We start from the raw sequence: 1419 nt of genomic DNA on the forward strand, positions 1-1419 counted from the left end.
TGAAGTGACCCCATAAAGTTGGACACTTTGGTTAAGCGGCTTGCAAGGCCTGACTTCGGCACTCCGCCGGCGTCAGGCCTTTTAGTTTCACCTTGATACGTCGCGTATTGTAATACGTGATGTATTCATCAATCTTCTCTATCAACTCATCAGCATCTTTAAACTTTTGGCCATGGAACATTTCTGTCTTCAACAGGCCGAAGAAGTTTTCTGCAACAGCATTGTCCAGACAGTTGCCCCGCCTCGACATACTTTGCACCAGTCCGCGATCGGACAACTGCTTCTGATAACTGCGATGCTTATACTGCCAGCCCTGATCGCTATGTACGATGGGTTTGGCATTCTCATCCAATCTGGTTATTGCGTCCTGAAGCATATCTGTCACCAGAGGTAAGCGGGCATTCTTGGCGATCCTGTAGGCAACCACTTCCCGGGTAAACAGGTCGACGATGGGCGACAGATAAACCTTCTGGTCATTCACTTTGAATTCGGTGACGTCTGTTACCCACTTCTCATCTGGCCGGGTGGCTGTAAAGTCCCTCTCAAGCACATTCGGTGCTGTCTTTCCGTCTTCAGAGCCCCGGTAGGATCGGTATTTTTTAGGGCGTACTGTCGACTTCAAGCCACACCCAACCATTAACCGTTGAACTGTTTTGTGATTGAGCAAGACACCTCGCTGCCTCAACTCCAGATGAATGCGCCGATAGCCATAGCGACCTTTGTGCTCATGGTAGATCGATTCAATCATGGCCGTTTCATGGACATAAGGTGCCGGTTTATTGCTGGCTTTGCGCTGGTAGTAATACACGCTCCTGGCCAGCTTGTTGGCCTGTAGCAGATCATTCAGTGCATGCTTATCTCTGAGAGCTGAAACCGTTAACGCTTTTTCCTGGCTAGTTTTAACCGATCCAGCTCCTGATACTTTTTTAGGACATCATTCTCCGCACGCAGATAGGCCAGCTCTCTCTTCAGTTCTTCCAGAGTCATTTCATCGGCTGGCTTTACGACACGCTTTTTCATGGGAGGGCGCCCTCGGATACAACGTTTGAGTCCATTCATTCCCTCTTCGTTGTACCGTTTGAGCCAAGTCGACAGGATGCCAGACGAAGAGAGATTCAGTTGGGCGCTAGTGTGTGCGAGGGACCACTGTTTCGTCCACATCAAAGTGAGTGCTTCGAGCTTGAATTTAGCTGTACGGGGTAAAGAGGAGCGTTCAAATGCACGTTCCCCATGAATGGTATAAACCTGTCCCCAGTAGCGAATCTGTCTGGAGTCTATCGCGTATTTTGCGTCGAGCTGATGTGATGATATTCCATCATCTATGTATTCGCTGGCAATGATACGTTTCAGCTCTGGGCTGTATTTGGACATAAAAGTAACCCCCAATAATTGGGTGTCCAACTATTGGGGGTCACTTCA

Annotated in this window: 1 protein-coding gene and 1 pseudogene; both read right to left on the reverse strand. The window is 48.8% G+C overall.

Annotated features, from left to right (window positions below):
- Nucleotides 1–31: 31 nt before the first annotated feature.
- A pseudogene (locus tag EHSB41UT_RS24085) lies at nt 32–865 on the reverse strand (IS3 family transposase); the annotation flags it as partial.
- An 11-nt stretch (nt 866–876) separates the two neighbouring features.
- Nucleotides 877–1371 (reverse strand): helix-turn-helix domain-containing protein, encoded by a 495-nt coding sequence (locus EHSB41UT_RS24090; RefSeq protein WP_087113424.1) that lies wholly within the window; start codon nt 1369–1371, stop codon nt 877–879.
- Nucleotides 1372–1419: the final 48 nt, after the last annotated feature.

It is taken from the genome of Parendozoicomonas haliclonae (assembly GCF_900174585.1).
Taxonomy (GTDB): Bacteria; Pseudomonadota; Gammaproteobacteria; order Pseudomonadales; family Endozoicomonadaceae; genus Sansalvadorimonas; species Sansalvadorimonas haliclonae.

Excerpts from the sequence above, each read along its gene's own strand:
- EHSB41UT_RS24090 (WP_087113424.1), bottom strand. The coding sequence starts at position 1,371 with ATGTCCAAATACAGCCCAGAGCTGAAACGTATCATTGCCAGCGAATAC.